20 protein-coding genes are annotated in these 24,726 nt (G+C 72.7%); 9 read left to right on the top strand and 11 right to left on the bottom strand.

Annotated elements, in window-relative coordinates; genetic code table 11:
- Positions 1-181: 181 nt before the first annotated feature.
- Complete coding sequence (locus tag AB8A24_RS09880) at positions 182-3,013, bottom strand: putative bifunctional diguanylate cyclase/phosphodiesterase (RefSeq protein WP_369475369.1); 2,832 nt, start codon at positions 3,011-3,013, stop codon at positions 182-184.
- 348 nt (positions 3,014-3,361) lie between these two features.
- The gene (locus AB8A24_RS09875; protein WP_328961529.1) at positions 3,362-4,309 is read right to left on the bottom strand and encodes a 2-hydroxyacid dehydrogenase; all 948 of its coding nucleotides are present in this window, start codon (positions 4,307-4,309) and stop codon (positions 3,362-3,364) included.
- A gap of 73 nt (positions 4,310-4,382) precedes the next feature.
- Here AB8A24_RS09875 and AB8A24_RS09870 point away from each other — a divergent pair, with 73 nt between their 5' ends.
- The 3 genes from AB8A24_RS09870 to AB8A24_RS09860 all read left to right on the top strand — a co-directional run bounded on the left by AB8A24_RS09870 (position 4,383) and on the right by AB8A24_RS09860 (position 6,976).
- Positions 4,383-5,390 carry an aldo/keto reductase gene (locus AB8A24_RS09870; RefSeq protein WP_266379466.1) on the top strand — a complete coding sequence of 336 codons (1,008 nt, stop codon included), beginning with the start codon at positions 4,383-4,385 and terminating at the stop codon, positions 5,388-5,390.
- Positions 5,391-5,518: 128 nt separating this feature from the next.
- Positions 5,519-6,754, top strand: a complete 1,236-nt coding sequence (locus AB8A24_RS09865; RefSeq protein WP_369475350.1) for a sorbosone dehydrogenase family protein — start codon at positions 5,519-5,521, stop codon at positions 6,752-6,754.
- A gap of 51 nt (positions 6,755-6,805) precedes the next feature.
- Positions 6,806-6,976, top strand: coding sequence for a DUF6191 domain-containing protein (locus AB8A24_RS09860; protein ID WP_202505376.1), 171 nt, complete (start codon positions 6,806-6,808; stop codon positions 6,974-6,976).
- Here AB8A24_RS09860 and AB8A24_RS09855 read toward each other — a convergent pair.
- The 6 genes from AB8A24_RS09855 to AB8A24_RS09830 all read right to left on the bottom strand — a co-directional run bounded on the left by AB8A24_RS09855 (position 6,939) and on the right by AB8A24_RS09830 (position 14,602).
- The gene (locus AB8A24_RS09855; RefSeq protein WP_369475368.1) at positions 6,939-10,001 is read right to left on the bottom strand and encodes an AAA family ATPase; all 3,063 of its coding nucleotides are present in this window, start codon (positions 9,999-10,001) and stop codon (positions 6,939-6,941) included. The two genes, AB8A24_RS09860 and AB8A24_RS09855, sit on opposite strands and share 38 nt — an antisense overlap.
- A 59-nt stretch (positions 10,002-10,060) precedes the next feature.
- On the bottom strand, positions 10,061-10,270 hold the full coding sequence (locus AB8A24_RS09850) for a hypothetical protein (protein ID WP_369475349.1): 210 nt from the start codon (positions 10,268-10,270) through the stop codon (positions 10,061-10,063).
- Between the two features lie 179 nt (positions 10,271-10,449).
- On the bottom strand, positions 10,450-11,040 hold the full coding sequence (locus tag AB8A24_RS09845; protein ID WP_266379478.1) for a hypothetical protein: 591 nt from the start codon (positions 11,038-11,040) through the stop codon (positions 10,450-10,452).
- Between the two features lie 121 nt (positions 11,041-11,161).
- Positions 11,162-11,716 carry a GNAT family protein gene (locus tag AB8A24_RS09840; protein WP_328961532.1) on the bottom strand — a complete coding sequence of 185 codons (555 nt, stop codon included), beginning with the start codon at positions 11,714-11,716 and terminating at the stop codon, positions 11,162-11,164.
- A 39-nt stretch (positions 11,717-11,755) separates the two neighbouring features.
- A complete protein-coding gene (locus AB8A24_RS09835) occupies positions 11,756-14,005 on the bottom strand; it encodes an MMPL family transporter (protein ID WP_328961533.1) in 2,250 nt (749 codons plus the stop codon).
- Positions 14,006-14,185: 180 nt separating this feature from the next.
- Positions 14,186-14,602 (bottom strand): signal peptidase I, encoded by a 417-nt coding sequence (locus tag AB8A24_RS09830; protein ID WP_266379488.1) that lies wholly within the window; start codon positions 14,600-14,602, stop codon positions 14,186-14,188.
- A 54-nt stretch (positions 14,603-14,656) separates the two neighbouring features.
- On the opposite strand from AB8A24_RS09830, the gene AB8A24_RS09825 reads away from it, so the two are divergent.
- The 3 genes from AB8A24_RS09825 (at position 14,657) to AB8A24_RS09815 (ending at position 16,582) form a co-directional block, all read left to right on the top strand.
- Positions 14,657-15,463, top strand: coding sequence for a GNAT family N-acetyltransferase (locus tag AB8A24_RS09825; RefSeq protein WP_369475348.1), 807 nt, complete (start codon positions 14,657-14,659; stop codon positions 15,461-15,463).
- 55 nt (positions 15,464-15,518) lie between these two features.
- A complete protein-coding gene (locus tag AB8A24_RS09820) occupies positions 15,519-16,019 on the top strand; it encodes a DinB family protein (RefSeq protein WP_328961536.1) in 501 nt (166 codons plus the stop codon).
- Between the two features lie 290 nt (positions 16,020-16,309).
- Positions 16,310-16,582, top strand: a complete 273-nt coding sequence (locus AB8A24_RS09815) for a hypothetical protein (protein WP_369475347.1) — start codon at positions 16,310-16,312, stop codon at positions 16,580-16,582.
- A 121-nt stretch (positions 16,583-16,703) separates the two neighbouring features.
- On the opposite strand, the gene AB8A24_RS09810 is transcribed toward AB8A24_RS09815, so the two are convergent.
- Positions 16,704-17,438 carry a siderophore-interacting protein gene (locus AB8A24_RS09810; protein WP_266379500.1) on the bottom strand — a complete coding sequence of 245 codons (735 nt, stop codon included), beginning with the start codon at positions 17,436-17,438 and terminating at the stop codon, positions 16,704-16,706.
- 166 nt (positions 17,439-17,604) lie between these two features.
- Here AB8A24_RS09810 and AB8A24_RS09805 point away from each other — a divergent pair, with 166 nt between their 5' ends.
- From AB8A24_RS09805 to AB8A24_RS09795, 3 genes are all read left to right on the top strand, one after another.
- Positions 17,605-19,701, top strand: a complete 2,097-nt coding sequence (locus AB8A24_RS09805; RefSeq protein ID WP_369475367.1) for a penicillin acylase family protein — start codon at positions 17,605-17,607, stop codon at positions 19,699-19,701.
- A complete protein-coding gene (locus tag AB8A24_RS09800; RefSeq protein WP_328961539.1) occupies positions 19,698-20,309 on the top strand; it encodes a GNAT family N-acetyltransferase in 612 nt (203 codons plus the stop codon). The genes AB8A24_RS09805 and AB8A24_RS09800 overlap by 4 nt, the downstream gene beginning before the upstream one ends.
- 258 nt (positions 20,310-20,567) lie before the next feature.
- Positions 20,568-22,463: a protein kinase gene (locus AB8A24_RS09795; RefSeq protein ID WP_328961540.1), complete on the top strand. Its 1,896-nt coding sequence runs from the start codon at positions 20,568-20,570 to the stop codon at positions 22,461-22,463.
- Between the two features lie 112 nt (positions 22,464-22,575).
- Here the strand turns inward: AB8A24_RS09795 and AB8A24_RS09790 are convergent, their stop codons facing one another.
- Positions 22,576-23,091 (bottom strand): hypothetical protein, encoded by a 516-nt coding sequence (locus AB8A24_RS09790; RefSeq protein ID WP_328961541.1) that lies wholly within the window; start codon positions 23,089-23,091, stop codon positions 22,576-22,578.
- 122 nt (positions 23,092-23,213) lie between these two features.
- Positions 23,214-24,725 (bottom strand): Asp-tRNA(Asn)/Glu-tRNA(Gln) amidotransferase subunit GatB, encoded by a 1,512-nt coding sequence (gatB, locus tag AB8A24_RS09785; protein WP_328961542.1) that lies wholly within the window; start codon positions 24,723-24,725, stop codon positions 23,214-23,216.
- Between the last annotated feature and the right edge of the window lies 1 nt (position 24,726).

The raw sequence follows: 24,726 nt of genomic DNA, 5'->3' as shown, positions 1-24,726 counted from the left end.
TACGCGGATTCGACTCTGTGCCAGTGCAACAAAAAACCCCTCGTGCCAGGAGGCAAGCGAGGGGAGCGCGTCGGGGGTGTTGAGCGGGGACATGCAGGTCCCAGCTTCAGCCGACGCGCTTTCCAAGTACGAGAATTCGGGTGCGCATGGCATTGACCCTCCCTCTGGCGGGAGGGTGATGTCAAGTAGGTGGGACGGGCGTCTCATTATGTGAGCCTCTACGGATGGCCATGGAGCCCCCGGGGGAACCGCCGGCCAGTGCTGGTTGGGCCGCTCCGCCCGGTACTGGGAACGTACCGCGCACCAGCGCACGCCGCAGCCTGTACTCGTCGAGCGGGCCGGAAAATGCCATTCCCTGGCCGTGCGTGCACCCCATCGCGCGCAGTGCCAGGACCTGCTCGGGCAGGTCCACCCCGTCCGCCACCGACCGCATGCCCAGGTCGTTTGCGATCCGCAAGAGTCCGGCGGTGATCTTGTGCAGCCGGGCGGACTCGACCACGCCCTCCACCAGGCCCCGGTCCAGCTTGAGCATGTCCACGGGGAGGCGGCGCAGGGCGCTGATGGCCGCGTAGCCGCTGCCGAATCCGTCCAGGGAGATACCCACCCCGAGCCGGTGCAGGGCCGCCAGGCGGCGCTCCAGGTCGTCGAAGGGCACTCTGGGGTCGGATACGGCGAGCTCCAGCACCAGGGCCCCGGAGGGCAGCCCGTGCCGGGTCAGCAGGGCCTCCACGGAGCCGAGCGGCATGGATCGGTCCAGGAGCCGCTGGGCGGTCATCCGCACGGCCACGGGTACGTCGTGCCCGGCCCGGTGCCGGTCGGCGGCCTGCTCCACGGCCTCCTCCAGCAGCCAGCGCCCCAGCTCGGCGGTGCGGGAGGCGTCATGGCCGGCGGCGCCGGTCCCGCCGGCGCCGGCGGCACCGCCCTCGCTGTACTCGGCGACCCGGAGGAACTCCGCCGGGGTGAAGAGGATCCCCTGGGCGGAGCGCCAGCGGGCCTGTGCGGCCACGGCCGACACCTCGCCGGTGGCCAGTGAGACCACGGGCTGGTGCAGCAGGGCGAACTCGCCCTCGTGCAGCGCCGTCCGCAGCCTGCCGGCCAGCTCGGCCTTGCGTACGACCTCGGCCTGCATCTGGGGGGCGTACATCTCGACGCGGTCCTTGCCACCGGCCTTGGCCCGGTACATCGCGAGATCCGCGTTGCGCATCAGGTCCGAAGGGGTGATGCCGGGGTCGGCGAAGGCCGCCCCGATGCTCGCGGCGACGCGGACCTCGCTGCCGCCGATCCGGTACGGCTGGGAGAGGGTGGTGCGCAGCCGGTCGGCGATCTCACGCACCTGGTACTCGCGGGCGCCGGGGTCGCGGCTGCCGTCGCCCAGGATCAGCGCGGCGAACTCGTCGCCGCCGAGGCGGGCCGCGGTGTCCCCGGCCCGGACCGAGTCCTGGAGCCTGCGCGCGGCCTCGACGAGCAGTTCGTCACCGGCCTGGTGGCCGATGGTGTCGTTGACCGCCTTGAAGCCGTCGAGGTCGATGAAGAGCACGGCGGTGCTGTGGTCGCCCGCGCGCCGGCCGGTCAGGGCCTGGCGCACGCGCCGGGTGAACAGGGCCCGGTTGGGCAGGTCGGTCAGCGCGTCGTGTTCGGCGCTGTGCTGGAGCTGGGCCTGGAGCCGGACCCGTTCGGTGACGTCCCGGCTGTTGAGGATGAGCCCGCCCTGGTGCCGGTTGACGGTGGACTCCACGTTGAGCCATTCGCCGCCGCCCGATTTGAAGCGGCACTCGATGCGGGTGGTGGGCTCCTCGGTCGGCGGTGCGGCGAGGAAGCGGCGCACCTCGTGGACCACCCGGCCGAGGTCGTCGGGATGGATCAGGGTGGCGAGCTCGGTGCCGACCAGCTCCTCCGCCTCACGGCCGTAGACCCCGGCGGCGGCGGGGCTGACGTAGCGCAGGGTCCCGGTGGGCGCGGCGATCATGATGACGTCGCTGGAGCCCTGGACCAGGGAGCGGAAGTGGTTCTCCTTCTGGGCCAGTTCTTGGGTCAGCGCGATGTTGTCGAGGAGCATGATGCCCTGCCGGATGACGAGGGCGAGCACGACCGTGCAGCCGGTGAAGACGACCATCCGGTCCACCTTCCGGCCGTCCACGACGTTGTACAGGATCCCGAGGGTGCACACGGCGGCCGCGAGGTACGGGGTGAGGGCGGGGAGCGAGCCGGTGATCGGGCGGCTGTGCGCCCGGTCCATCCGCGGGTGTCCGGCCGGCTCCGGGCTCGGATGGAGGCGCCGGGCGCCCCAGGGCGCGTACGCGAGGAGCAGCGATCCGGCGAACCAGCCGGCGTCGAGCAGTTGTCCGGACTGGTACTCGGCGCTCAGCAGGGGCGAGGTGAACAGGGCGTCGCTGAGCACGGTCAGGGCCAGCGCCGCGATGGCGGTGTTGACTGCGGACCGGTTGGTCTCGCTGCGCCGGAAGTGCAGGACCAGGACCATCGAGACGAGCGCGATGTCCAGGAGCGGGTAGGCGAGGGAGAGCGCGGCGCGCGGGACGCTGCCGGGGGCCCCCGACTGGGCGGTCCGTGCCGCGTGGGCCAGGGCCAGGCTCCAGGAGAGGGTGAGCAGGGAGCCGCCGATGAGCCAGGAGTCGAGTCCGAGGCACACCCAGCCGGCGCGGGTGACCGGGCGTTTGGCGAGGACGAGCAGGCCCACGATGGCGGGCGGGGCGAAGCAGAGGAAGGCGAAGTCGGCGAGCGAGGGTTTCGGCACTTCCTCCCCCAGGATCACCTCGTACCAGCCCCAGACCGCGTTCCCACCGGCGCCCATGAGGGAGGAGAAGGCGAAGAGCAGCCAGGCGGGGCGTTCGCGGCTGTCGATCGCCCTGGCGTAGGAGTAGCAGGAGACCGCGGCGAGTAAGCCGGCCGCGCTGAGTCCGAAGTCGCCCATGATCTCGGCGACTTCCTCCGAGCCCCAGTTGAGGGCGGCGCCGACGGCGTACCCGCCGCTGACCACCGCGAGGAGCAGCTGCATCGCCAGGCCCTTGCCTCCGCCCGAGACGGACGGCCGGTTCAGGAGCGCCGCCCCCGGGGTACTCACCGGTCCCCCTCGCTGCCTGGTTCCGGTGCAGCCCAGTTTCGGCCGCGTCGCCTCCGGCGGCTGTACCGCATCGGATCCTTCGTCCATTGGCCGTGCATCGCCCGTCGCCCCCCAAAGTGTCCGATCACTCCCCAGCGCCAGACGTTCGTGGCGCAGCCCCTTCTTCCGGACGATACACCACTTTCGTCACTCAGGGACATAGTCTCTCTACTCTCCGTTACTGATCGGGGAGTTGTGCCCACGCAGCGCATTCGAGTGACTGCGGAGCGTGCGCATCACGCGTCACTCGGTGACCAACACCGTGTGCTCCACCGGCTCTCCGGCGGCGAACCGGGTGAGCTGGCGGGCCAGCAGGCGCTTGGCCCTCGGCTCGAACGCCGAGCTGCTGCCGCCGACATGAGGTGTGATCAGGACATTCGGAGCATGCCAGAGCGGGTGACCCGCGGGCAGCGGTTCCGGGTCGGTGACGTCGAGTGCCGCGCGCAGCCGGCCCGACTCCACCTCCGCCAACAGGGACTTGGTGTCGACGACGGGGCCGCGCGCCACGTTCACCAACAGGGCGCCGTCCTTCATCCGTCCGAGGAAGTCGGCGCCGACCAGGCCCCGGGTCGCGTCGGTCAGCGGGGTCACGAGGATCACCACGTCGGCGCCGGGCAGGAGCGCGGGGAGGTCGGCGAGGGCGTGCACGGGCCCGCGTGCGCCGGCCCGTGCCGTACGCGCCACCCGTGCGACCGGGCCGCATTCGAAGGCCACGAGCCGGTCCTCGATGGCGGAGCCGATCGATCCGTAGCCGATGATCAGAACCGACTTGTCCGCGAGGGCGTCGTAGAAGCCGGAGCGCCATTCCTCGCGGTCCTGACCGCGGACCATGCCGGGGATGCCGCGCAGGGAGGCGAGGACCAACGCGAGGGCGAGTTCGGCGGTGCTGGCCGTGTGGACCCCGACCGCGTTGCACAGCCGCACGCCGGGACGCAGGTCTCCGAGGCCGCCCAGCACGTGGTCGATCCCGGCGGTCAGTGTCTGGACGACCTGGACCGCGGGCATCGCCGCCAGCGGGCGCACGGTGACCTCGGGGGACTTCATGTAGGGCGTCACGTAGAAGACGCAGTCGGCGGGATCGGCCGGGAAGGCGTCCTCGCCGTCCCAGAGGCGGTACCGGAAGGAGTCGGGGAGGCCCTCGATCTCCTCGGCGGGGAACGGGAGCCAGACATCCGGGGTCATTGCAGTCATGATCACGAGGCTATGCCAAGGCATCCGGATCAAGCCGTTAGTTTGATGGCCGGAACCGGAGGGGGACGCAGGGGTGGAGCGCAGGTCGATCGGGGCGGGGGCGCTGACGGTGGGCGCCATCGGCCTCGGCTGTATGCCGATGAGCTGGGCGTACGCGCCTTCGCGGCGGCGGGGGCAGGAATCGCTGGCCGCCGTGCACACGGCGCTGGACCTGGGGTCGAACCTGCTGGACACGGCCGACGTGTACGGGCCGTTCACCAATGAGCTGCTGCTCGGTCGGGTGTTGCGCGAGCGGCGGTCCGAGGCGTTCGTCTCGGCCAAGGTGGGACTGCGGGCGGGTGACCAGCACGTGGTCGCCGACGGGCGGCCCGGCTATCTGCGGCGGGCCTGCGATGCCTCCCTGCGGCGGCTGCGGACCGATGTCATAGACCTCTACCAGCTGCACCGGGTGGATCCGGACGTGCCCGTGGAGGAGACCTGGGGGGCCATGGCCGAGCTGGTGGGCGCGGGCAAGGTGCGGGCGCTCGGGTTCTGCGCGCTGGGCGCCGGGGCCGGGCCGGGAGCCGGGCGGAGCGGGGACCGGGGGTACCGGACGACCCTGCGGCACCTGGAGCGGCTGCAGCAGGTGTTCCCGGTGAGCGCGGTGCAGGCGGAGCTGTCGGTGTGGTCGCCGCAGGCGGCGTGGCAGCTGCTGCCGTGGTGCGCGGCCCGTGGGGTCGGGTTCCTGGCGGCGATGCCGCTGGGCAGCGGATTCCTCACGGGGACCCTCACGCCGGGTGAGGGGTTCGAGCCGCAGGACGTGCGGGCCCGGCATCCGCGGTTCACGGCCGAGGCGATGGCGTCGAACCAGGTGCTGCTGGCGGGGCTGCGGCAGGTGGCACGGCGGCACGGCCCGGAGGTCACGGTCGCGCAGGTGGCGCTGGCCTGGGTGCTGGCGCAGGGGCCGCAGGTGGTGCCGGTGCCGGGGGCCGACCGGGCGCCGTGGGCGGCGGAGAACGCGCGGGCGGCGGAGGTCCGGCTCTCGGCCGGTGACCTGACCGAGATCGCGTCCCTTCCGGTCGAGGTGGGAGCCTGGGACTGATCCGGGGTCGGCGCGGGGTCGGCGCGACAACCACTCGATCGAGTGTACGAGTGGTGGAACTTCGTGAACTGCCGGAGCTGTTGAGACGGATGAAGGGCACGATCGGAGGACCGGAAGGGAGCAGGGCGATGCGATACGGAAGTTCTCCCGGGCAGGCGGGATCCGAAGGCGTGGGCGGGCGGCGCCGGGGTGTGCTGGCGGCGCTCGCGTTGGCCGGCTGCGGCGCTCTGCTGGCGGTGGGGTGTTCGCCGGAGGGCGTACCGGACTCGGGGCCGGGCGGCTCCCCACCGGGCACGGCCTCGGCGGGCGCCGGGTCACCGGGGCCGTCGGGGAGACCGTCGGCGTCGCCGGAGGCCACCGGGCCGCCGGCGAAGGGGGCCGTGACGGTGACCGGCGAGGTGGCCAAGGGGCTGGAGTCGCCGTGGGGCGTGGCCCCGCTGCCGGGCGGGGACCTGCTGGTGGCCTCGCGGGACAAGGGGACGATCAGCAGGGTCGCGGCGGGCTCGGGGGCGGTGACCCGGATCGGCGAGGTGCCGGGGGTGGCTCCGGGCGGGGAGGGCGGGCTCCTGGGCCTCGCGCTGTCGCCCACCTTCGCGTCGGACCGTCTGGTGTACGTGTACTTCACGACCGAGTCCGACAACCGCATCGCCCGGCTGCGGTACGACGAGCAGAGACCTGCCGGGCAGCAACTGGGCGCTCCGGACACGGTGTTCCGGGGGATTCCCAAGGGCCTCATCCACAACGGCGGCCGGATCGCCTTCGGCCCGGACAAGATGCTCTACGCGGGGACGGGTGAGACCGGTGACACCGGGCTCGCGCAGGACAAGGCGTCGCTGGGCGGCAAGATCCTGCGGATGACCCCGGACGGGGATCCGGTGCACGGCAATCCGGAGGCGGATTCCGTCGTCTACTCCTACGGGCACCGCAATGTGCAGGGCCTCGCCTGGGACAAGGACAAACGGCTGTGGGCGGCCGAGTTCGGCCAGAACACCTGGGACGAGCTGAATCTGATCGAGCCCGGTGCCAACTACGGCTGGCCCGAGGCCGAGGGTAAGGCGGGAAAGCCCGGCTTCAAGGATCCGGTGGCCGTGTGGAAGACCGACGAGGCCTCGCCGAGCGGGATCGCGTGGGCGGAGGGTTCGATATGGATGGCCGGGCTGAAGGGCAAGCGGCTGTGGCGCATCCCGCTGGCCGGGACGGAGCCGGTGGCGGAGCCCGAGGCCTTCCTCGAGGGCGAGTACGGCCGGCTGCGGACGGTGGTGCCCCTGGGCGGGGACCGCATGCTGCTGGTCACGAGCGAGACGGATGGTCGCGGGTCACCGGAAGCGGGCGACGACAGGATCCTGACCCTGACCGTGCGGTGACCAACAGGTCCCCGGCGGGGGACGAAGGGTGCGGTGGGCACGGTGTTCAACATGATCGAGGAGCTGTTCAACCCCGGACGCAAGCACACGGACGAGGAGAAGAAGCGGCTGGAGCTGTCCCGGACCGACGTCAATGACAACGATCCGGGACGGGGTCCGATAGACCTCGACTCCGGCAAGGTGCTCATACGCCTGGACGAACAGCCTCCGGACGGGGACTGACCGGGGCGGGTGCGGCGAAGAGGCGCAGCCGGTGGGCGAGGGCGGCCGCCTCGCCGCGGCCGGCGACGCCGAGCTTCGCGAGGATGTTCGAGACGTGCACGCTCGCCGTCTTCGGGGAGATGAAGAGCTCCTCGGCGATCTTCCGGTTGGTGCTGCCGGCCGCCACCAGGCGCAGTACGTCCCGCTCGCGGCTGGTCAGCCCGAGCGCCTCGACCGGGTCGGTCTCGGGGGCCGGCGGGGCGACGGCGCTGTCGGCGTCGGTCAGCGGGAGGCGGGCGCGCTGGGCCAGCAGGGCCAGGTCCTCGCGCAGCGTGCGTGAGCCGATCCGCTCGGCGGTGGCGTAGGCCTCGCGGAGCAGGACGGCCGCGGGCTCCCGGTCACCGGCGGCCAGCAGGGCCTCGGCGAGCCGGTGGCAGGCCTTGGCCAGCAGGTACGGGCGTTCCAGCGGGCGGACGGCCGTCTCGACGGCGGTCCAGTCGGCGAGGGTGTCCCGGGCCTCGGCCCGGAGCAGCTCGGCCCGGACGTACTCGGCGTGGGCGGCCCACACCGGGACCGGGGTGGCGAGGGAGCGGGCGGCGGTGCGCACCACGGCCAGGGCCGCGTCCCGGCCGGCCTCGGCGGCCGGGAGCCCCCGGGCGTGCGCCTCCGCGGTGGCGGCGGCGAGCAGCAGCGGCCAGGCGTAGCGGTGCTGCCCGAGCGGGAATCCGTAGGCGGCGGCAGCGGAGGTCTCGGCGCGGACGTCGGCGATCCGGCCCTCCGCCGCGGCCACGCCGATCGCGAGGCGGCGGAGCGGGATCCGGTGCTGGGGCTGGGTCTCGTGGGTGCCGTAGTGGGTGTGGGCCGCGGCGAGCTGGTGGTTCGCCTCGGCCCACTCTCCTCGGGCCAGGGCCAGGTAGGCGAGGCGCGCCGAGGCGCAGCCGCGCGGGGCGGCGCTCTGACCCACCAGCAGGGTACGCCGGGCCGCCTCGGCGGCCTCGTCCCAGCGGCCGAGGCTGTAGAGGCTCTCGGCCATGTTCCCGCAGACCCAGGCCTCGCTGTCCAGGAGCCGGGATCTCCGGACCAGTTCGGCCCCTTGTTCGGCGAGTTCCACGGCTTCGTGGGACCGTCCCAGACTTTCCAGCTGAGAGGTGAGATTGATATGCGCACGCCCTGCCAGCATCGTGAGTCCGAGCTGCGTGGTCCGTTCCACGACCGCGTGCATCTCCGCGAGGCCGCCCTCTCCGTCGCCGGAGTCGGCGCGCAGAGCGCCGACCGTGATCCGGGCGTTGAGTTCGGTCTCCTCGGCGCCGACCATGCGCGCGTACTCGACCGCGCGTTCGGCGGCGGCAAGGTTGTCGGGGCCCGGATTGTGGAGCATGCCCCAGCTCGCGGCCCGGACCAGTACCTCGGCGTGCACCTGGGACGGGGGCAGCCCCCGGACGAGGTCCTGGGCCTTGGCTATCTCCTCCCAGCCGTCGCCGCGCCCGAGTCCGGCGATCAGTCGGGAGCGTTCGGTCCAGAACCAGGCGGCCCGCAGCGGGTCGTGGTCGTCCTCCAGCAGGCGCAGCGCCATCTTCGTGATCTTCAGGGCGCGGTCGCGTTCGCCGCCGTAGCGTGCCGCCACGGTGGCTTCGGCCAGCAGGTCGATCCGCCGGAGGGCGGTGGTGGCCGGGTCGCAGCCGCACGGAGGGTACACCTCGGTGTAGTCCGCCGGGCGGAGCGCCTCGCGGACGCTCTGCGGGGCGCTGTCCCACAGGTCCATGGCCCGCTCCAGCAGGCGCAGTTGCTCCGAGTAGGCGTGCCGGCGGCGGGCCGCCACGGAGGCGGCCAGTACGGCGGGCAGCGCTTTGGCGGGATCGTTCGCGTGGTACCAGAAGCTGGCCAGCCGGATGACCCGCTCCTCGGCCCGGACCAGCGACCCGTCGGCCTCCATGGCCTCGGCGTAGCGGCGGTTGACGCGGGCCCGCTCCCCGGGCAGCAGGTCGTCGCTGACGGCCTCGCGGACCAGGGAGTGCCGGAAGCGGTAGCCGTCTCCGTCGGCGGTGGCGAGCAGGATGTTGGCCCCGACGGCGGCCCGCAGTGCCTCGATCAGCTCGTCCTCGGTGAGCCCGGCGACGGCGCGCAGCAGCGGGTACTCCACGGTGGAGCCGCCCTCGGCGACGATGCGCACCAGCCGTTGGGTCTCGTCGGGGAGCACCTCGACGCGGACGAGGAGCAGGTCGCGCAGGGATTCGGTGAGTCCGGTGCGGCAGCCGCTCTCCTTGGAGGCGACGAGTTCCTCGACGAAGAAGGCGTTGCCGTCCGACCGGTCGAATACGGAGTCCACGAAGTCCTCGTCCGGCTGCGCGGCGAGGATCCCGGTGAGCTGGCGGCGTACCTCGGCCCGGTTGAATCGGGACAGTTCGATGCGCCGGACGGTGCGGAGCCGGTCGAGTTCGGCGAGGAGGGGGCGCAGCGGGTGACGCCGGTGCACGTCGTCCGCGCGGTAGGTGGCGACGACGACGAGCCGGCCGCTGCCAAGGGTGCGGAAGAGATAGGAGAGCAGGTGCCGGGTGGAGGTGTCCGCCCAGTGCAGGTCCTCCAGGACGAGGACGACGGTGCGGTCGGCGGCGAGGCGCTCCAGCATGCGGGCCGTCAGTTCGAAGAGCCGGGCGGTGCTCTCCTCGTCGTGGGGGCCGCGCGGGGTGTCGCCGAGTTCCGGGAGGATGCGTGCGAGTTCGTCCTCCTGGCCGGCTGCGGCGGCGGCCAACTCCTCGGGCAGCAGCCGGTGCAGGGTGCGCAGGGCCGTCGAGAACGGGGCGAAGGGAAGGCCCTCCGCCCCGATCTCCACACAGCCTCCGACGGCGACGACGGCGCCGCGGCGGTCCGCCTCGCAGAGGAACTCCTCGGTGAGGCGGGTCTTGCCGACTCCGGCCTCTCCCCCGATGAGCATCGCCTGCGGTTCCTGCCCGGCGGCCCGGGTCAGTGCGTCGGTGAGTACGGCCAGTTCATCGGCTCGGCCGACGAACACCGGGCTGACAGATCTGGTCTCCACGCCGCCGAGCATCGCACAGAGGCCCTGCCCGGCGGCACTCGCCGACGGTGCGCTTCTCATCACGTGTCAGTTCACGCGGTGCGCGGCGCGGAGCACGCCGAGCGGGCGGAGCGGGCGGAGCGGGTGAATCGGCTCCGGAACGTTCTCACCCGCCTCCCGTGTTCCTGGTCCGGCGAGGAGGCGCGGTGCGCCTTCCCCGCCGTCCGGGCCGCGCGGTACTCGGCCGCCTCACGCATGAGGTCGGCGTTGCGGACGGCGGTGGCGATCTCGTACTCGAACATCTCTGCTCCCTGGTCGCGTTGCTCGGGCACCTCGTTCGGTGTGATCCAAGATTCGCGTCCCAGGGGGTACCGGCACATCGGTCGCATGCCGCATCTGCCGGGGACAGGGGGCCTTAGTCCGGGGCCGGGGAGCTCCGGGTCGGTCCGTGCGGACCTAAGGCACCGCCCTAGGGGGGTGTCTAGGCGCCGGCCCCGGCGGCCTTGGGAATGGCCAGGAGGAGGTCGAAGTACATGAGGACGAAGAGCAGGACGCCGAGGGCGCCCAGTCCGATGCCCGCCCAGGAGACGGACCGCACCCAGGTGGGGAGGGTGCGCTCGGGGCTGCTGAAGGCCGGGAGGGCCAGCACGAAGGTGGCGACGATCAGGGCGAGGGCGGAGAAGATGCCGTTCACCATCGCGGTGGTGTGCCACGGGTCGACGAACTGGGCGGCGATCTGCGCGTTGGCGTCGGCGGCCTGGGTCAGCTCCAGCCGGGCGGCGATGCTCGCACGCTCGGACACGATGCCCGCGACCCAGCTGCCGCTGAGGGCGACGACACCGAGACCCGCGGAGACGATCGCGAAGGCCGCGGATCCAACGTGGCTCGGCTCCCGGTCCTCGGCCTCGTCCTCGGCGAGCGCCTCGTCGTCCAGGTCCGCGTCGGTGACCTCGTCGGTGACCGCAGAGTCGGCTGCGGCCTCGGCCGGCTGGGTGGTCTCGGCCTTGTCGAGGGCGACCGGGGTGGTGTCCGCCTCGGCGGCGTTCGGGGCGGGGGTCTTCGTGGTGTCCATGCGGGGCACCGTAGGCGCCCTGTCTGAGATTTTTCTGAGAATCCGCAGGTTCCGGCCGTGGTGGGCCCCGCGGTCGGCGGGGCCCGTGGCGGGGCGACCCGGGACAGGGCCCGGACCGGGCTCAGGCGGAGCGGTTCGCGGCCCACTCGTGGGAGAGGATCGACCAGATCTCGGTGTCCTGGCGGACTCCGCGGTGGAGGTTGTTCTCCCGCATGACGCCGTCGCGGGTCATACCGAGGCGCGCGGCCGCGGCGAGGCTCTTCGTGTTGCCGGCTGCGGCGTGCCACTCGACGCGGTGCATGCCGCGCTCACCGAAGGCGTAGTCGATCAGGACCCGGCAGGCCTTCGTGACCAGGCCTCTGCCGGCCGCGTCGGGCTCCAGCCAGCAGCCGATCTCGCAGTTCCCCCGGTCGGCCTCGAACACCCGGAAGAGGACCCCGCCCACCAGAGTGCCGTCGAGCCGGATGCCGAAGAACCGGGGGCCGTCCTGGCCCGCCTTCACCGCGTACTCGGCGAGCAGGGCCCGGGCGGAGTCGAGGTCGGCGGCCCGGTCCGGGAAGCGGATGTAGCGACCGATGAATGCGCGTCCGCGCTCCATGTGCGCGAAGAACTCCTCCGCGTGCCGGGCCTCCAGCGGGAACAGCTGGGCGTCTTCGGCAAGGGCTGTCGAGAACATGCTCCGTCTTCCTTGGGTCTCGGGCGGCGGGTGGCCGGATCACCGGGAACTGGTGGCGGGCTCGACGCTGTCCTGGCTCGTGGCAAGGTCCGCGGCGGGCCGCTGCTTCGGAAGTCTCGCATGCGGGTGGCGTTCGGGGGGCTCGATGCTGATCTTGGGCAGCCGTCGGTCGAGCCAGGCGGGCAGCCACCAGTTGGCCCCGCCGAGCATGTGCATCAGGGCCGGGACGAGGAGGGTGCGCAGCACGAAGGCGTCGAGGGCGACGGCAGCGGCGAGCGCGATGCCGAACATCGCGATGATCCGGTCGCCGCTGAGTACGAAGGCCAGGAAGACGGAGATCATGATGACGGCGGCCGAGTTGATGACCCGGCTGGTCTCGGCGAGGCCCACGCGCACGGCCCGCCGGTTGTCGCCGGTCTCCAGCCACTCCTCGTACATCCGGCTGACGAGGAAGACCTGGTAGTCCATCGACAGTCCGAAGAGGACGGACACCATGATCACGGGCAGGAAGGGTTCGATCGGGCCGGCGCTGCCCAGGCCCAGCGGCTCGCTGCCCCAGCCCCATTGGAAGACGGCGACCACGACGCCGAAGGAGGAGGCGACGGCGGCGACGTTCATGGCCGCCGCCTTGAGCGGGATGCCGATGGACCGGAAGGCCAGCAGCAGGAGCACGCAGCCGAGGGCGATGACCACGCCGACGAAGAGCGGCAGCTTCCCGATGATGACCTCGGCGAAGTCGTCGTAGGCGGCCGTCACACCGCCGACGTGCACCTGCATGGAGTTGCCGTGACCGGCGGCCGGTATGACGTCCTGGCGGAGTCTGTCGACGAGGTCGCTCGTGGCCCGGGACTGCGGGGCGAAGTCCGGCACGACCGTCAGGACGGCCGTGTCGCCGCTGCGGTTGAGGACGGCGGGGCCGGTGGCGGCGACGCCCTCGGTCGTGCGGAGCGCCTGCGCGAGCTGGTCCACGGCGAGCCGGTCGCCGGCGCCGTCCAGCCGGGCGACGACGGTGAGGGGGCCGTTGGTACCGGGGCCGAAGCCCTCCGCCAGCAGGTCGTAGGCCTGCCGGGTGGTGGAGGTGGCCGGGTTGTTGCCCTGGTCGGAGGTGCCCAGGTGGAGGGAGAGCGTGGGCAGGGCCAGCACCACCATGACCGCGGTGGCGACGACTCCCAGCAGCTTGGGGTGGCGTTCGACGAAGGCGGACCAGCGGGCGGCGAAGCCGGATGTCTGCTCGGGACGCGGGCCCTCGGCGGCGAGCCTGCGGCGCTCGCGGCGCGAGAGGGCCCGCATGCCTATGCACGAGAGGAGGGCGGGCAGCAGGGTGACCGAGGCGGCGACCGTCAGCACCACCGTGACGGAGGCCGCGATCGCGACGCCGTTCAGGAAGTTCAGCCGCAGCACCAGCATGCCGAGCAGGGCGATGCAGACGGTGGCACCGGCGAAGACGACGGCCCGGCCGGTGGTGGCGACGGCGTTCTCGGCCGCCTCCTGCACGGTGTTGCCCCGTGCCAGGCCCGTGCGGTGCCGGGTGACGATGAACAGCGCGTAGTCGATGCCCACGCCGAGGCCGATGAGGGTGCCGAGCATCGGGGCGAAGTCGGCGACCGGCATCGCGTGGCCGAGCAGGGTGATGCCGAAATAGGCGGTGCCCACGCTGACCAGGGCGGTCGCGATGGGCAGCAGGCTCGCGGCGAGCGAGCCGAAGGCGAGGAAGAGGACCAGGGCCGCGACGGCGACGCCGATGACCTCGGCGAGGTGCGCGGTGGGGGCCTCGGTGAGCTGGATGGCGCGGCCGCCCAGTTCGACCTGGAGACCGCCGGCCTCGGTGGTGGGGTTCTTCGCCGCGTCGACGACCGCTCCGGCCTGGCCCTTGGGTACGGAGTCGGCCTGCTGGTCGAAGGTCACCACCGCGTAGGCGGTGCGCCCGTCGGGGCTGATCCGCGCGGCGTTCTCGGGGGCGGGGCCGTAGGGTCCGGCGACCGATCCGACGCCGGGGAGCCCGGCGACGGTCTCCAGGGCCCGGGTCATGCGCTGCTCGATGTCCGGGGTGCGCACGCTCTGCCCGTTCGGGGCCCGCCACACAATGGTGTCGGTGTCGCCGCCCTGGCCGTGGAATCCCTCGCGCAGGAGGGCGTTCGCCTTGCCGGACTCGGTGCCGGGGACCTCGTAGTCGTTGGAGAACGCCGACCCGGCGGACACCGCGGCGGCCGCGGTTCCACCGAGTGCGAGCAGCCAGATGAGCACGGCGAAGAGGCGGTGGCGCATGCACCAGCGTGCGATTACAGCCAACGGACGTGCTCCCTGGTGGTTCGGATCTTCACCGGGAGTCAGCCCGCCGCAAAGACGCATGAACGCGTGAAGGCCAGGCCGAGGAACCCTGGGGATCACCCCGGGAAGGCTCGGCGCAGATGGTCTACATCGGCAACGTTCTCAGCGTTTCGTGATCGTTGGCCCGTTTCGTGTGCATCGTCACAGCGCGGGGCGGCCCGAGGACCCTGCCGCCAGCTGCGCTTCGGGTTCGTCCACCCGGTAGCCCGGGATCGAGGGCCACCGGACGGTGAGGACGACGGCGTCCTCCTCCGCGTACCAGGAGTGGTCGACTCCGCGTCCCCAGAGCACGTAGTCCCCCTGCTCGGCGAGGACGACGGTGCGCCCCGGGAACTCCAGCCGGAAGCGTCCGCTGATCAGCACCAGCAGCGCGGTGCGCTTCTCGGCGGTCGCCCACCGCTCCCGCTCGTCGCCCTTGGGGTGGACACCCCATTTGATCTCCACGTCCTCGCTGTGGCGGGGATCGGAGGGGTCCTTGAAGTGGCCGAGGAGCCAGCCGCGGTCGGCGGCCGCGTCGGGGGTGGCCTTACCGGTGTAGATGGTGGAGTCGTGGTTCACGGGGGTGAGGCTAATGCAGTTGTGGCACCCGCCCGACACTGGTGAGCTGGGGCTATGACGATCGATCTTGATGAACTGATGAAGGTACGCGCCCACTTCGACGCCGAGGTGCGCGAAGGCGCGCAGGCGGACGCCCCGCAGGGGCACGTGGAGCGGGCGGGCGGCGTCGTACGGCACGTCGCGCCCGCGCTCGGGTGGAACGGGGTGCTCTGGTCGGACCTCGACGAGGGGACGGCGGACGCGGAGATCGCGGCGCAGGTGGCGTTCTTCGCGGGACGCGGCTGTCCGGAGTTCGAGTGGAAGCTGTACGACTACGACCGGCCCGCGGACCTCGGGGACCGGCTGCGGGCGGCGGGCTTCGTGCCGGAGCCGCCCGAGACCTTGATGGTGGGTCTGGTGTCCGAGCTCGCGAAGCTGCCGGTGGAGCCGCCGGAGGGCATCACGCTGCGGGTGGTGACGGACGAGGCCGGCGTCGACCTGATGATGCGGGTCCACGCGGGCGCCTTCGGGAGGGAGCGGCCACGGCTCCGGGAGCAGCTGCTCGGCAAGCTGCGCGAGGAGCCGGACACGATCGCCGCGGTGCTCGCGATGGCGGGCGACACCCCGGTGAGCGCGGCCCGGATGGAGATGCGGCCGGGCCTGGCCTTCGCGGGCCTCTGGGGCGGCGGCACGATCCCCGAGTGGCGCGGCCGGGGCATCTACCGCCTGCTGGTGGCCCACCGTGCCCGCCTGGCGGCGGAGCTGGGTATCGCCTACCTGCAGGTGGACGCGTCGGACGACAGCCGCCCGATCCTGGAGCGGCTGGGCTTCGGGGTTCTGGGCGTGACGGTGCCGTACATGTGGACCGCCGCCGCCTCGTAGAGCGGGGCCGGTCCGGCTCTATGCCGGCCCGGCGGCAACCGGCAAGATCACTCCCATGGAACGCATCAGCCCGCCCCTGACCGGGGACGAACGCGAGACCCTCCGGACCTTCCTCGACTACCACCGGGCCACCCTCGCCTGGAAGTGCGAGGGCCTCACCGACGAGCAGCTGCGCCGCGCCTCGATGCCCCCGTCCACGCTGTCCCTGCTGGGGCTGGTCCGGCACATGGCCGAGGTCGAGCGGCACTGGTTCCGCCGGGTCCTCGACGGCCAGGACCTGCCGCACCGGTGGTCGGACACGCACGATTTCCAGGCCGCCTACGACGCCTGCGGCTCCAGCCGCGAGGAGGCGTTCACCGCCTGGGAGGACGAGGTCGCGCACGCCCGCCGGATCGAGGCCGCCGCCGAGTCCCTGGACGTGACGGCGTACGTGCCGAGCTGGGAGGAGGAGGCCTCGCTGCGTCTGGTGATGCTGCACCTCATCCACGAGTACGCCCGCCACAACGGCCACGCCGACTTCCTCCGTGAGGGGATCGACGGCACGACCGGCGCCTAGGGGGTGTCTTGTCGGTCAGGGCGGGCTCGCGGTGGCTCTCCGATCCGCCCTGACCGACAAGACACTCCCTGACAAGTCGCTGAACAGCGAGAACCATCCCAGCGGGTGCGTGCGGCAGGGGGCTGCTCTAGCGTCGGACGGAGGAGGGGAATCCCTGTCGAGCCGGTCCGGTCCGGGGACCCGGGCTCCGGTGGCCGGAACCCGGCCGCGTGCGCTCGGCGCTGTCCCAGGCGGATCCGGCACCTCCCCGTACCGGGCCGCGCGACGATCCCGGAGAGCAGGTGCGTCCCATGCGCACGTCGACCCGTATCGCAGGTGTCCTCAGCGGCCTGACCCTCGTACTCGGTGGCGCGGCCTTCGCGGCCCCCGCCGCCCACGCGGACGTCTCGGCCTGCATCAACCAGGTCGAGCGGGAACTGCAGGGCGGCGAGGCCCCGGAATCGGTCCGAGCGGCGTGTTCCGCCGGGTACTCCGGTGAGCACGAGCAGTGCGTGACCGGGCTGACCAAGGGCGGCGTGACCAACGGGACCGCGGTCAGCGCCTGCAAGGTGTCCGCCCAGTAGCCGGGCGCCGACCGCACCTGCGGCCCCCGCCCCGTCCGCACCTGCGGCCCCCGTCCCGTCCGCACCTGCGGGTGCCGGACGGGCCGGGCGGGCCTGAGGCGGCGTGCCGGCCGCGGGCCGCTCAGGCCTCCGGCCGCCAGTAGCCCAGCGCGTTCACCCGGTGCTTGGGCAGCGCGAGTTCCTTGCGCAGGAACGCTGTCAGGGCGCGCGTCGTCACCGTGTCGCACGCCAGCCAGACGTACGCCGCCTCCGGGTCCCCGGCCAGCGCGGGCAGTTCGGCGCGCACCCGGTCGGCCAGGGCCGTGCCGTCCCGCCGCACCCGGCGGATGTCGTGCCGGCCCTGCTCCACCCGCATCGGCAGCCGCTCGTCCGAGTCGTGCTGCGTCTCGAACCAGATCGTCGCCGGGGTCTGCGGGTACGTGTCCAGCAGCGAGTTGATCGCCGGCAGGGACGCCGGGTCGCCGATGACGAGCAGGCGCTCCGGGGCCGGCGTCGGGGCGGTGAATCCGGTGCCCTGGACGGTGGCCTCGACCGTGTCGCCCGGCTTGGCGTCGCGCGCCCAGGCGCTGGCGACCCCGTCGTGCAGGGCGAACTCGAAGCTGAAGGTGCCCGCTTGCGGATCGGGGTCCACGAGCGTGTAGGCCCGCTGGTGCGGCTTGCCCGCGCCCTGGAACCAGACGCGCACCCACATCGTCGGGTGCAGCGACGCACCGGCGGCCGCGAGCAGCCCGCCGTCCGTGAAGCTCACGCGGCGGTAGTTCTCCGTCAGGTCTTCCGCTCCCGTGACCGTGAACGTGAAGTCCTTGCCCCGCATGAGCTTGAGGACCACGCCCTCCCAGCCCTTGCCGACCGCCATGTCCGACCCCTCCCCTAGCGCCCCTATAGTTAGGTCAGCCTAACCTAAACGCACGTCGGGGAAGAGTGTGAGCAGCGTGAGCAGTGCCAGCAGCGAGAACGGCGACGCCCGGTCGCACGGAGCGAACCGGGGCGAGCCCTCTGCGGAGACCTCGGAATCCTACGGGGTGTATCGCGACCGGTGGGGCATCCCCCACCTCCGCGCATCCGACGAACTCCGGCTCGTCCACGCCCAGGGCCGCGTCACCGCCTTCGACCGCGCCTGGCAGTTGGAGGTCGAGCGGCACCGTTCCGAGGGCTCCAGCGCCTCCTTCCTCGGCGCGGACGCCGTCACCTGGGACCGCTTCGCCCGCCAGTCCCGGCTGGCCGACACGGCCCGCCGCTGCTACGCGGCCATGGAAGCCGACGACCCCGGCACCGCCGCCTGGGTGCGCGCGTACGTGGACGGCGTCAACGACGGGCTCGCCGCCGGCGCCGCCCGTGACGAACGCTTCGCGCGCACGGGTCTGACCCCCACCCCGTGGGAGCCGTGGGTACCGCTGGCCATCTGGATCGCCACGCACATCCTGTTCGCCGGCTTCGCCACCAAGCTGTGGCGCGAGCGCGTGGCCCGCGCCCTCGGCGACGAGGCGGTCACCCTCTTCGCCACCGACGGCCCCGGCACGGCCGGCAGCAACGGCTGGCTGGTGCCGGGCGACCGCACCACCACCGGCTCGGCGATCATCGCGGGCGACCCGCACCGCTTCATCGAGGACCCGGGCGTCTACCAGCAGATACGTCTCTCCTGCCCGGACTACGACGTCCTGGGCCTCGCCGTCCCCGGCGTCCCCGGCTTCGGCCACTTCGGGCACACCGGCACCGCCGCCTGGGCCATCACCAACGCGATGTCCGACTACCAGGACCTGTACGTCGAGCAGTTGCGCCGCGAGGACGACGGCACCGTACGGGCCCTCGGCGCGGACGGCGTCTGGGAGCCCGTCTCCCGCCACACCGAGACCATCACCGTGGCCGACGGCGACGACGTCGAGGTGGAGGTCCTGGAGACCCCGCGCGGCCCGGTGATCGTCCACGCGGACGGCGACCTCGGCGCCGACGCGCACGCCGACGCCGAGGGCCACGCCGACGGCAGCCCTCAGACCCTCTCCCTGCGCTACCCGCCGCGCGTCCGCCTGGACCTCGGTTTCGCCGCCCTCCCCGCCCTGCTGCGCGCCCGCACCGTCGCCGACATCGACCGGGCCTTCGACGGCTGGGCCGAGCCGGTCAACGTCGTCCACGCCGCCGACTCCGAGGGCGGCCTGCTGCACCGCGTCGCGGGCACCGTGCCGCTGCGCCACCGCACCAACCGGCTGCGGCCCGTTCCCGCCTGGGACCCGCAGCACGCCTGGCGAGGCTGGGCCCCGACCCCCGCCGAGCCGGTGCAGGGCTTCGCCGTGATGGCGAACGCGCGCGGTATCGCCTCCCCGCTCGGCGTGGAGTTCGCGCCCCCGCACCGCGCCAACCGCATCCGCGAGCTGCTCAGCGGCTCCGCGGACTGGTCCCCGAAGGCGATGGCCGACGTACACCGGGACACGCACCTGGCCTCGGCCGCTCCCCTGCTCGCGCTGCTGCCCGACTTCGAGGACCTGACCCCGGCGGCCGAGGCCCTGCGGACCCGACTGCTGGCCTGGGACCGGCACATGGCGGCCGACAGCACCGACGCCACCGTCTTCTCGGCCTTCCGCAGCGCGACCGTACGCCGCTTCGCCGCCGACCCCGTCTTCGAGGGCCTGTGGGGGGCTCCCCCCGGCCCGGCCGTCTTCCACCCCTGGCTGTACCTGCTGCCGAAGATCGGCTACGCCCTCGAAGGCCTGCTCACCACCGCCCTCGTCCCCGGCCTCGACCGGGCGGCGCACGTCCGAGCCGCCCTGGAGGAGACGGCCGCGGCCGACACCCCCGACACCCCCTGGTCGCACGTCCACCGCCTCACCCCCTGGCAGGCCGTGCCCGACCTGGAGGCGACCGAGTGGCCCGGCCTCGGCGGCGACCACGACTGCGTGAACGCCACCTCCACCGTCCCCGGTTTCACCGACCTCACCGCCCGTGCGTCGGCGGCCCGTTACGTCTGGGACCTCGCCCACCGCGAGGACAGCCTGTGGGCGGTCCCGATGGGCGCGGACGGCGTCACCGGCTCACCCCACCACCGCGACCAGCTGCCCCTGTGGGCACAGTGCGAACTCGTCCCCGTCGTCACCGACTGGACCCGGCTCAGCAAGGAATCGATATGACCTCCGCCCTCTCCGTGCGGCAGCCCGTACACACCCAGGTCGTCGAGGGCTTCGGCACCGTCACCATCACCCCCGTCGACCCGGCGGCCGATTCCGCGCTGATCCACAGCTGGGTCACGCAGGAGCGGGCCCGGTTCTGGGGCATGGGCGAGGCCAGCCGCGAACTGGTCCAGGAGATCTACGAGGACGTCGACCGCCGCACCACCCACCACGCCTTCATGGTGAGCCGCGACGGCGAGCAGGTCGCCCTGTTCCAGACGTACGACTGCGCCGAGGACCGGGTCAGTGAGTGCTACGAGGTCCGGCCCGGGGACGTCGGCGTGCACCTGCTGATCGGCCCGACCACGGGCCCGGCCGAGCACGGCTTCACCGGCTCCCTGATGACCGCCTTCATCGGGTTCGTGTTCTGCGACGAGGCCGCGCGGCGCGTGGTCGTCGAACCGGACGCCCGCAACACCAAGGCCATCTCCCTCATGGAGCGCACCGGCTTCGTACTCGGACCGGAGGTCGTGCTCCCGGAGATCGACCTGCCCGAGGTCTACCTCCCGGCCAAGCCGGCCCGGCTGGCCTTCTTCACCGCTTCGGGGGCCGCCCGGGCGACCGGCTGACCGCAGCCGCCCTTACCACCGGGCGCTCGGCGAACGGAAGCCGCCCATGCGGCGGTTCCGGGAGCCGGGCGCCCGGCGGCGGGTCCGGGCCCCCACGTCGGCCACGGTCGCCGCCGCTCGCCGCCGGTCCGCTGCGGGCCGTCGACGGCCCGCCGATGAAAAGGGTGAACCCCGACGGGGATTTCCGATTCCCGTTGACCGCGCGCCCCTCCCCACTGGAAGCTGATGGCCTCTCAAAGCACCTTGAGGTGGGGGACATTGACCAGTCAGAACCTGCACATCGGTCCGGACGCGGCGGCGGACCGGTACCGCCTGCTCCGCTCGATCGGACGCGGCGGAGAGGCCGTGCTCTATCTCGCCGAGATCGAACTCGCCGGCGGATCCGAACCCGTGGTCGTCAAAGTGCTCGACTCCAAGACGACCATCACGCCGGACATCTTCGACCGGATCAGCCAGAAGTGGAACGAGCAGGCCGAGCTGCTGCGGTTCGTCCACCGGCCCGGCGTCGTGGGCGTGCGCGAGCACTTCGAGGGGCCGCCGATCCACCGGCCCGGGGAGTCCTCGACCCTGACGGGGCGGGCGCTCGTCCTCGTCATGAACCACGTCGACGGGCTGGACCTGCGGGACTGGCGGGCCGAGCGGACGCTGGCCTCCGCCGCCGAGCGGCGCGAGGTGATGCGCACGCTGGAGCAGCTGGCCGACGTCCTGGACTGGCTGCACTCGGGGAAGGCCACCCCCTCCGGGCGCCAGGTCGTCCACGGTGACCTCTCCCCCGGCAACGTGATGGTCGACGCGCACGGGCAGGCCACCCTGGTGGACTTCGGCCTCAGCAAGCTGACCGCCGACCACCAGACCGCCGAGGTCTGGTTCACCCCGGGCTACGCGGCGCCCGAGGTCTTCGACGGCAAGCGGACCCCGGGTACGGACCGGTACGCCTTCGGGGCGATCGCGTACTTCCTGCTGAGCGGGGAGTCCCCGCCGGCCACGCCGGAGCAGCTGTCGCAGGCGCTGTCCGCGCTGCCGCAGATCGCCGTGCTGGACGCCGATCAGCGGGCGCGGATCGCCGCGATCTACTCGGCGGACCCGGGGAAGCGGCCGGTGAACCTGGCCGGCTGGATGAAGGACATCCGCCACGCGGTGGTGTCCACGACCACCGCCACCTCGCAGCGGGCCGTGGAGGAGACCCCGCCCAGGCCGAGCGCGCCGCCACCACCGGTGGTCCCGCCGCAGCCCGTCACCCCGCCGCCCACGGCACCGGCGGCGCCGCCCGCGTACGCCCCGGCGGCGCAGCCCGTACAGCAGCCCGTACCGCCCGTACAGCGGCCGGCGCAGCCCGCGCAGTCGGAACCGGCCACCGTCCCGGAGCCCGCCCCGGTCCCCACGCACACGCCCACCCCCGCCCCGCAGCCGCAGCCGGATCCGGGGTCGGTGCCCGCCGGGTACGGGCCGACGTACAACCTGAGTCCGGCCCCCGCCCCGGAGCCCGTGGTCCCGAAGAAGAAGCGGCGGACCGGGCTGATCCTCGGCTCGGTGGCCGCGGTGCTGGTGCTGGCCTCCCTCGCGGTGGTCGGCGTACAGCTCCTGGGCGACAAGGACAAGGAGAACGCCGCCGGGGGCGACAAGCCCGGCGGGACGAGCGCGCCGCAGGCGTCGGCCTCGGCGCGGGCGACCGAGTCCGCCGCACCCACGCCCTCCGAGGCCTCCCCCAAGGGATCCGCCTCCCCGGACTCCTCCTCGAGCCCGGGGGATCCGGGCTCGGTGAAGGACAGCAACGTGGCCGATCTGACCGTGCTGTCGTCGGTCGGAGAGGTCCAGCACTTCGAAGTGGGCTCCGCCAAGCTGAACACGAAGGAGTACGGAGCCGCCCTCCTCGGCAGTTGCTACTACGGTGCGACGGTCGAGTACGACGTGAACCGCGCCTGGTCCACGCTGGAGTTCACCGTGGGCGTCGACGACGGCTCGACCATGGAGCAGGCCCGGGTGACCATCTCCGTGGACGACAAGCCCGCGCTCTTCTCCGAGGCGGTCCACCTGGGCAAGCCGGTCACCAAGTCCCTGGACATCAAGGGGGCCCTGCGCCTGCGCCTGAAGGTGGAGGAGGGCTGCCGGGACACCGGCAACGCCGTCATCGCCGCCCCCGTCCTCAAGCGCTGACGGCGGCGGGCTCCGACAGGGCGCCCGGCGAACGGAACTTGCCCGTGGGGCAGTTCCGCGACCCGAGCGCCCGGCCGAACGGGCCGCGCCGGGAGGGCCCCGGCCACCCGCGTCAGCCCACGCCGAGGTCGGCGCGCATGGCCGCCCGCATCTCCCGGAGCGGTTCCCAGATCCCGTACTGCGCCTCCGCCGCCGACTCCATCGACTCCCCCGGGTCCGGCATGCCCCGCTCCAGGCGCTTCACCTGCCCGTAGACCGCGGTCAGGGCGTGGTGGACCGAGGTCGCGGGCGCCAGGACCTGATCGGGGGCCACCATCTGCGCCTCGGAGTAGCGGTCGCGGAAGGCGTCCTTCGCCGCGTCGAGCGCGGCCCGGTCGGCGTCCTCGACCGCGCGCTCCCGCAGGGTGTGCAGATGCCGGTTGAGCGCGGTGGTGAACTGGCGGGCGTCCCGGTTGAGATCCGCGTAACAGGTGCGCCGCAACGCCTGGTTCTCGCGCTTCTCGTCATGCGCGCGCACGAGCTCGATCTCACGGCGCTTCGCGCGCTCCGCACCCCGCTGGGTGAGCAGCGCGCCGCCCAACGTACCCGCGACGCCCGCCACCGCGATGACCATCGCACCGATCTCCACCGGCGCACCCCCCGAGTCCACCACCGACCGCGCGCCGGTCGCGCGATCACCCCGCGCCCAGTCTGAACGACGACGGCCCCGCACCGGGAAGTCCGGTGCGGGGCCGTCGTGCGGGGAGAGGACTACTCGGAGACGCCCAGGCGCTCCAGGATGAGCTCCTTCACGCGTGCCGCGTCGGCCTGGCCGCGGGTGGTCTTCATGACCGCTCCGACCAGGGCGCCGACGGCGGCGATCTTGCCGCCGCGGATCTTGTCCGCGATGGCCGCGTTGCCGGCGATGGCCTCGTCCACGGCCGCGCCGAGCGCGCCCTCGTCCGAGACGACCTTCAGGCCGCGCTTCTCGACGACCTCGTCCGGGGTGCCCTCGCCGGCGAGGACGCCTTCGAGGACCTTGCGGGCCAGCTTGTCGTTGAGCGAACCGTCGGCGACCAGGGCCGCGACCCGGGCCACCTGGACCGGGGTGATCGGCAGCTCGTCGACGACGACGCCCTGCTCGTTGGCGTTACGGGCCAGCTCGCCCATCCACCACTTGCGCGCGGCGGCCGAGTCGGCACCGGCCTCGATCGTGGCGACGATGGAGTCCACCGCGCCCGCGTTGAGGATCGACTGCATGTCGTGCTCGGTGACGTCCCACTCCTCGCGGAGCCGGTTGCGGCGCACGCGCGGCATCTCGGGCAGACCGGCGCGCAGCTCCTCGACCCAGTCGCGGGCCGGGGCGACGGGGACCAGGTCGGGCTCCGGGAAGTACCGGTAGTCCTCGGCGTTGTCCTTGATGCGGCCGGCCGTGGTGGAGCCGTCCTCCTCGTGGAAGTGCCGGGTCTCCTGCACGATCGAGCCGCCCGACGAGAGCACCGCCGCGTGGCGCTGGATCTCGAAGCGGGCCGCGCGCTCGACGGAACGCAGGGAGTTGACGTTCTTGGTCTCCGAGCGGGTACCGAACTCGGACTCGGAGGTCGGGCGCAGCGACAGGTTCACGTCGCAGCGCATCTGGCCCTTGTCCATGCGGGCCTCGGAGACGCCGAGCGCCTTGATGACCTCGCGCAGCTCGGCGACGTACGCCTTGGCGACCTCGGGGGCCCGCTCGCCCGCGCCCTCGATGGGCTTGGTGACGATCTCGATGAGCGGGATGCCGGCGCGGTTGTAGTCCAGCAGGGAGTGGGACGCGCCGTGGATACGGCCGGTGGCGCCGCCGACGTGCAGCGACTTACCGGTGTCCTCCTCCATGTGGGCGCGCTCGATCTCCACGCGGAAGATCTCGCCGTCCTCCAGCTGGACGTCCAGGAAGCCGTTGAAGGCGATGGGCTCGTCGTACTGGGAGGTCTGGAAGTTCTTCGGCATGTCCGGATAGAAGTAGTTCTTCCGGGCGAAGCGGCACCACTCGGCGATCTCGCAGTTCAGCGCGAGGCCGATCTTGATGGCCGACTCGATGCCGATCGCGTTGACGACCGGCAGGGAGCCGGGCAGACCGAGGCAGGTGGGGCAGGTCTGCGAGTTGGGCTCGGCGCCCAGCTCGGTGGAGCAGCCGCAGAACATCTTGGTCTTGGTGCCGAGCTCGACATGGACCTCGAGGCCCATGACGGGGTCGAACGAGGCGAGAGCGTCCTCGTACGAGAGCAGTTCGGTGAAGGTGGTCACG

This window comes from Streptomyces sp. BF23-19 (assembly GCF_041106355.1).
In the GTDB taxonomy this organism is placed as follows: domain Bacteria; phylum Actinomycetota; class Actinomycetes; order Streptomycetales; family Streptomycetaceae; genus Streptomyces; species Streptomyces virginiae_A.
Note: the sequence above shows the minus strand (reverse complement) of the source record. Positions and strands in the feature narration are given on the sequence as shown.